Consider the following 6,820-nt stretch of genomic DNA (forward strand, 5'->3'; position numbering starts at 1 on the left):
TCTCTATTTTGAGTTACATCATACATTTATACATTATGATTCCACATTATTAAGGCATCTTCTTTATTGTCAGCATAATATCCTTTTCTTAACCCTTCTTCTACAAAGCCATACTTTTTATAAAGGCTCTGAGCTACTATGTTGGATTTTCTTACTTCTAAAGTCATATTATGTGCAAATTCAATTTTACATATTTCCATTAGAGCCTCTAGTAAAAGGTTTCCTGCACCTATACCTCTATATTCAGGATGAACTGCTACATTAGTTATATGTCCTTCATCGAGAATTAACCACATACCAGCATATCCTATTATAACATTATCTTTTTTAGCAACTACATATCTTGCGAATTTATTATTTGAGATTTCATTCTCAAAAGAAGTTCTGCTCCAAGGCGTTGGAAAACTTAGAACGTCTATTGCAAGTACACTATCAATATGTTCATGCTTTAAAGATAGTATTTCAATGTTATTCACTTGCCAAGGACTCCATTTTTTTCTCATATTCTCTTTCGGCTTGAGATTTCCTAATATACAAGGGTGAAAATGTATATAAGTCATCTTTGATTCCTGAATTCAAAAGGTTTAAACCTATTTCACCTAATGAAGAGGCTTTTACCACATTAAGGTGTGCAGGAGCAAAATTAACATTTTTTATGTTATTTGTTAGCTTTTCCTTAAATTTATAAATAGCATCTCCTATAAAACAAACTTTAACGTTTTGTTCATTCATAGTACTAATTAAATCATCAATGGAAATAATCATGTAATCACTAACTCGTTGTAGCTTGTTGTCAACAAAGTTATATAATGCAGTGTAAACATTATTGCGCAATGCGTCTATAATAGGACATATAGTTCCACCTGTATAAGCTAAATTATAAGCAAGTGCATCTAATGAAGAAACACTCACAAAAGGTTTGTCAGTACCTTGGCTTAATCCTTTTATTGTTGAAACACCTATCCTGAGTCCTGTAAAAGAACCAGGTCCTTTTGAAACTACAAATCCGTCTAAAGAATTTATATCAATTTTTAAATTTTTTAATAGCTTATCTATCATCGGCATCATTAAAATGGAATGTTGTTTTTTATAATTAAAGGTTATTTCACCAAGCAATCTATTATCTTCTATAACAGCACATGTAGCAGCTTCTGTAGCTGAATCTAAACTTAAAATTTTCATAGTCTATTTTAACTCCTTTATATAATCGTATCTTTTTCCGTAATATTCTATTGTAATTTTTCTAAAATCTATACCCTTTTCAGGTATTTTTTCAATTTTTACAGATATATGTTCTTTGGGGATTAAGTCTTCTATGTAATTTGACCATTCTACAATGCTAACAGCGTCACTAAAGATATATTCATCGAAGCCAATAGCTTCAATTTCATCAGGGTCATTAACTCTATAAACATCAAAATGATATAATTTTAAACATCCTTTATATTCGTTAACAATAGTAAAGGTTGGGCTAGTTATAGGGTCCGTTATCTCAAGAGCTTTTGCTATACCTTTAGTAAAATGGGTTTTACCAGTTCCCATTTCTCCATTAAGACATATTATATCGCCAGGTTTTAGCATACTTCCTAATTTAGTTCCTAAATTTATAGTTGACTCTACATTATCTACAATAAAATTCATTAAAATTCACCTCATAAGATATTTTAACCAAAACAGTGCAAAAAGAAAAGCTATGCTGCTTATTTAGCAACATTAGCACAAGTTAATGCTTCCTTTAGGTATTGGAGTGCTTTTCCACAAATAAAATTTTCATTAACCATATTATTCATTATGGAAAAAGCTCTTTCTTTATCAAATCCCTTTCTGTAAGGTCTGTTTTCTGTTAGAGCTTGATAAATATCACAAACACCTATAATACGACATTCCTCTGATAATTGCTCACCAACTAATGATCGAGGGTAACCATTTCCATTAAGTTTTTCGTGATGGTTAGAAGCCCAATCGCTTATATCGCTTATATCAACAATTCTATCCAATATTACCTTTGTATAATATACATGAGATTTAATAATAGCAAATTCTTCTGCAGATAATGAATCATTTTTATCAAGTATACTTGATGGAATGGCAAGTTTCCCTATATCGTGGAGTAAACCTGAAATTTTCATCTTTATACACTTATCTTCAGGGTAGCCGATGAATTTTGAAACTGTATAAGCAAGTTCTGAAATTCCTCTGGAATGAGTCGCAGTAAATTTACTTTTATTATCTATTATATTTGAAAATATGTATGCGATATCTTGAAATTGTTCTAAATTTAAACATTCATCTATATTTGGAGATACAGTATTTAATATAAACTCCATAAATGATATGTTTTCTATATTGAACCAAAAAAAGTCCTTAGATGAAACTTGTAAGAATGCATCTACTAAATTCTTAGAAAAAATTACATTCTCATTTTTTTTGATCCATGATATAATACTATTTCTTTGTTTAAAAGCTGGTATAGTTTCATTATATAAAATCTCTATTAAATCACAGATTCTTATAATTTGACTTTCTATTTGAATACTATTTCCAATTAACCCCATAGCACCACTACCATTAAAGTTTTCATGATGATTTAATATTATGCTAGAAATTTTGTTGAAAATAGGAAAAGATTTAGTTATTTCTGCACCAATTTCACAATGTTTTTTTATAAAAGAATTTGATGAATGACTTTTTGTTAAATAGTTAGCAGCACCAATATCATGTAAAAGAGAAGCAATATATAATTGCTTTTTTTGTTCCTCATTTAGTTTTATAAAATTTGCTATTTCTAAAGCTAAATATGTAGTTCTAATAGAATGGTGTTTAAATTTATGATTTGTATAATCAACATTTGAAATATTTTCTATAACTGGTGCATCATATTCTGAACTAATTTGGGATAAATCTAGAGCTATGGACATAGCTCTTATTACCCTATCCATGCTTATTTTCATATAGAACCTCACTAAATAATAATAATCTTATTTAATTTTAACACAGATATTTTATATATAAAACATGTTTTATATAAAGGAAAATTTATTGCAAATATAGAATAATTCAATAATAGTAAAAAATATTTCAGGTTATCATAAAAAATGTATGGAGTTGGTTTAATATGGATAGTTTAATGTTTGAGAAAATGTGGAATGAATGTGAAAGAAAAGATTTGTCAATATCTAAAAAATTTTGGGATCTAAGAGCTGAGGAATTTAATAAAATTATAAATGATAGTAAAGAAGAAAACATAGATTTAGTAAAGTTTCTTCATTCAAAACATATTCTTAATAATGAATGTTCTATATTAGATATTGGCTGTGGTGCTGGTAAGTATTCTTTACAATTTTCTAAACATGTAAAGAATATTATTGGTATTGACATATCATCTAAAATGATTGAATATGCCACACAAAATATGAAGAATATGAGTATCGATAACATTGAATATAAGGTTGCAGCGTGGCAAAGCTTGAAATTGGATGACTATAATTGGACAAAAAAGTTTGATCTTGTATTTGCATCTATGACTCCAGCGATAAATAGTAAAGATACTCTATTAAAAATGATTGAAGCGTCAAAAAGATATTGTTTTATGAGTGGATTTGTATATAGAAATGATAATATTAAGAATCAACTTAGAGAAAAAATACTAGGAAAAAATGAAATTTATAACAAGAAATTTGAAAATAATATTTATTATGCCTTTAATATTTTATGGAACATGGGAATACATGCGGAAATTCAATATAAAAGTGTACAGTGGAATAAAGAATGGGATTTAAGTAAGGCCATAGAGGTTTATACATTACAGTTTGAAGATTTAGAAATTGAAAATTCTAGAGATATTATAAAGAGCTATTTAGAGAGTATAAGTGATAATGGAAAGGTTAAGGATAGCGTTAATGCAAAAGTTGCATGGATGATTTGGAGAATAGATAAGTAAATATAAAATAATGTTGTTTATAAAGTCATTGATGAATTTCCCAGTAGTCTAATTAGCTATATATTGAAATCTTTCTGAATTTACTGTAATATGAAAAGATATAAATATTTACTTTTTTAATAATATTTATAAAATATGGAGGAAAAGTATGGAGGATGGACATAAAGAATTATATATTAAAGAAAAATTTAACAACATAGGTTATATGATGTTAAAATCTATTACTGATTGTATTTATGAGGCAGTTTGTGTTATAGATGAGCATGGAATTGTAATAGTTTGGAATAAAAGTGCAGAAAAATTATATAATATAGCTTATGAAAAAATTATAGGACGAAATATAGAAAATTTTTTTGATGATGCAATGGTGAATAATGTTAGAAAAACAGGAGTGCCTATTGAAAATAAATATCATTGTCCCTTAAAAAACCATCCTGTTTTAGCCAATTCAATGCCTTTATATATAGAAAATGTTTTTAGGGGAGCAGTTTCCACAGACAGAGATTTTGAAGAATTGAGTAGACTCTATAGTGAATTAGAAAATGCAAATTCAAAGCTAATTTTTCTGGAAAATCAAGTAAAGAAAAATTTGGGTATATTTGGGAATATAATTGGGAAAAGTTCTAGTATTGTAAAAAAGATTGATATGGCAAGACAGATAGCACCAACAAATTCTAGTGTTATGATTACTGGAGAAAGTGGAACAGGAAAAGAAGTTTTTGCAAAAGGAATCCATGAATTAAGTGGAAGAAAAGGCCTTTTTGTTCCAGTAAATTGTAGTGCAATTCCTTCAGAACTTTTTGAAAGTGAATTTTTTGGATATTGTTCAGGAGCCTTTACTGGAGCTAATAGAAAGGGAAAAATTGGTATATTTGAATTAGCAAATGAAGGAACTGTATTTCTTGATGAAATAGGGGACATGCCTTTAAGTATGCAAGCAAAGCTACTTAGAGTTTTGCAAGAAAGAGAAATTGTAAGAGTAGGTGGCGAAAAAAGTATTAAGTTAAATTTGAGAGTAATATCAGCAACAAATAAATCCTTGCAAGAAATGGTTAAAATAAATAAATTTAGAGAAGATTTATATTATAGACTAAATGTAGTTGAAATTAATCTGCCACCATTGAGAGATAGAAAAGAAGATATTCCGTTATTTATAGATCATTTTATAAAAGAATTTTCAGCAAAGAATTCAAAAAATATAATAAAAATACATGGAGAAGTAATGAATATATTAAATCAATATAAATGGCCTGGTAATATTAGAGAGTTAATGAATGTAATAGAACATATTGTTGTTACAAACAAAAATGGAATAATACAAAAGAATTCCATTCCAGAGTATATACTTTTACATATGAAAGAAAATGAATTTTTTAAAGAGTACCCATTGGACTTAACAAGAGCTATCAGGGAATTAGAAATAGAGAATATAAAAAAAGCTTTAAAAATCACTAAAAATAATAAATCAAAAGCAGCTAAGCTACTCAATATACCTAGAGGAACTCTATATCATAAAATTGATGAATACAAAATAAAAAAAATATAATTATTTGCATTGTTAAAAGGCATTATGTAAAATATAAATGTATTTCTAAATTTATAGGGTTACTTTAAGATTCATATGAAGTGTATTTAACAATATTTCTTCATGTACTTAATACGAGGTGAATAATTTGAGAAACGCAATATTATTGTTTTTGTGTGCAATATTATTAAGTAGTTGTGGCTATAAAATGCAAAATCAATCAGTAGAATCGGATAATACTGAAGTTAAAATGGAAATGAGAAAAGATATAGAATTAAATATTATTACTACAGATAAATTATTATGTAATATGATTAAAAGTATATCTAAAGACATGCATTCTGTAGACTATATTTTTAAAAGTAGAGTAGATGAAGAAAATTTTCAATTTACTTCTGATAGTTTAAACAATATAGCCAAAAAAGATTTGTTTATTTATATGGGGGCAGGATTTGAACCTTGGATTGATGATTTTATAGATAAATTAAATAAAAGTAAGGTTGGAGTAATAAATGTTTCTAGAGGTGTAAAGCTTTTATCGTATAATAAAGAAGTAAAATACAAAAACACTGTATTAAAAGACAATTGCTACTACTTAATGAATATTGATAATTATAAGATAGCTTTGTTAAATATTAAAAATTCAATACAAGATAAAGATCCTAAAAACAGAGATTTATACCAAAAAAATTTTTCAGAGGCAGTAAAAAATATTGAAATACATGAAAAAGATTTAAAAGCTGTTGTAAGTAAATTAACGGATTGTAATTTTGTATTTGCGGAAGATGAAATGAATTATTTTATAAAATATAATGGCTTTAAGTCAATATATACTGTAAAAGATTCTAATGGAAAGTGGGATTTAGAATCTAAAGTTAAGGATTCAAAAAATCTTGTATTTTTATATAATGATCCAGTTATTTTACAGGAAAATGCAGATATGCTAAAAAAGTATAATATTAAGACTGTAAATATAAAAATATATAATGGCGAAATTAATTATGAGGATATTTTAAAGTATAATATAGAGGCTTTGAAAAAGCTTTATGAAAGTGAAAATATAAGAAAGTAATATTAATCATTAAATTTTAATTAGAATTTAATATCAAAATATATAATAAACTAATAATTACAGAGATTTAGCACATAAATTCCAGTAAAAATTTTATTTTTACTGGAATTGTATTTTTTTACACTTATTTAAAGGGATGGTAAGCCCTTAGACCGGTAGGTCGTAAAAATTGTTAAACATACCCCTACCCCCAAAAATCTTAATGCAAAGTTTCCAGTTTTTATTTTAAATTTATGTTTTTATGAATAGTGGATTATTCCAATCATCTTCTATTGTAAATCTT

At 26.8% G+C, this 6,820-nt stretch carries 7 protein-coding genes; 3 read left to right on the forward strand and 4 right to left on the reverse strand.

Annotation, left to right across the window (positions count from 1 at the left end; all coding sequences use genetic code 11):
- Positions 1 to 26: 26 nt before the first annotated feature.
- Genes rimI through EG57_RS0201915 form a run of 4 tightly spaced genes read right to left on the reverse strand, consistent with a single transcriptional unit; the run spans position 27 to position 2,951 of the window.
- Positions 27 to 476: a ribosomal protein S18-alanine N-acetyltransferase gene (rimI, locus tag EG57_RS0201900; protein WP_032075605.1), complete on the reverse strand. Its 450-nt coding sequence runs from the start codon at positions 474 to 476 to the stop codon at positions 27 to 29.
- Positions 469 to 1,182, reverse strand: a complete 714-nt coding sequence (tsaB, locus tag EG57_RS0201905; RefSeq protein ID WP_032075606.1) for a tRNA (adenosine(37)-N6)-threonylcarbamoyltransferase complex dimerization subunit type 1 TsaB — start codon at positions 1,180 to 1,182, stop codon at positions 469 to 471. The genes rimI and tsaB overlap by 8 nt, the downstream gene beginning before the upstream one ends.
- 3 nt (positions 1,183 to 1,185) lie before the next feature.
- Complete coding sequence (tsaE, locus tag EG57_RS0201910; protein ID WP_032075607.1) at positions 1,186 to 1,641, reverse strand: tRNA (adenosine(37)-N6)-threonylcarbamoyltransferase complex ATPase subunit type 1 TsaE; 456 nt, start codon at positions 1,639 to 1,641, stop codon at positions 1,186 to 1,188.
- Between the two features lie 59 nt (positions 1,642 to 1,700).
- Positions 1,701 to 2,951: an HD-GYP domain-containing protein gene (locus EG57_RS0201915; RefSeq protein WP_032075608.1), complete on the reverse strand. Its 1,251-nt coding sequence runs from the start codon at positions 2,949 to 2,951 to the stop codon at positions 1,701 to 1,703.
- Positions 2,952 to 3,115: 164 nt separating this feature from the next.
- Between EG57_RS0201915 and EG57_RS0201920 the strand changes: the two genes are divergently transcribed.
- The 3 genes from EG57_RS0201920 (at position 3,116) to EG57_RS0201930 (ending at position 6,537) form a co-directional block, all read left to right on the forward strand.
- A complete protein-coding gene (locus EG57_RS0201920; RefSeq protein ID WP_032075609.1) occupies positions 3,116 to 3,940 on the forward strand; it encodes a class I SAM-dependent methyltransferase in 825 nt (274 codons plus the stop codon).
- 148 nt (positions 3,941 to 4,088) lie between these two features.
- Positions 4,089 to 5,486 (forward strand): sigma-54-dependent Fis family transcriptional regulator, encoded by a 1,398-nt coding sequence (locus EG57_RS0201925; protein ID WP_052037714.1) that lies wholly within the window; start codon positions 4,089 to 4,091, stop codon positions 5,484 to 5,486.
- 118 nt (positions 5,487 to 5,604) lie between these two features.
- The gene (locus EG57_RS0201930; RefSeq protein WP_242859789.1) at positions 5,605 to 6,537 is read left to right on the forward strand and encodes a metal ABC transporter substrate-binding protein; all 933 of its coding nucleotides are present in this window, start codon (positions 5,605 to 5,607) and stop codon (positions 6,535 to 6,537) included.
- The last annotated feature ends 283 nt before the right edge of the window (positions 6,538 to 6,820 follow it).

Origin of the sequence: Clostridium drakei, from assembly GCF_000633595.2 — a bacterium.
In the GTDB taxonomy this organism is placed as follows: Bacteria; Bacillota; Clostridia; order Clostridiales; family Clostridiaceae; genus Clostridium_AM; species Clostridium_AM drakei.

Coding starts and splice junctions, on each gene's coding strand:
- tsaE (WP_032075607.1), bottom strand. CDS start 1,641: ATGAATTTTATTGTAGATAATGTAGAGTCAACTATAAATTTAGGAACT.
- EG57_RS0201915 (WP_032075608.1), bottom strand. CDS start 2,951: ATGAAAATAAGCATGGATAGGGTAATAAGAGCTATGTCCATAGCTCTA.
- EG57_RS0201925 (WP_052037714.1), top strand. CDS start 4,089: ATGGAGGATGGACATAAAGAATTATATATTAAAGAAAAATTTAACAAC.
- tsaB (WP_032075606.1), bottom strand. CDS start 1,182: ATGAAAATTTTAAGTTTAGATTCAGCTACAGAAGCTGCTACATGTGCT.
- EG57_RS0201920 (WP_032075609.1), top strand. CDS start 3,116: ATGGATAGTTTAATGTTTGAGAAAATGTGGAATGAATGTGAAAGAAAA.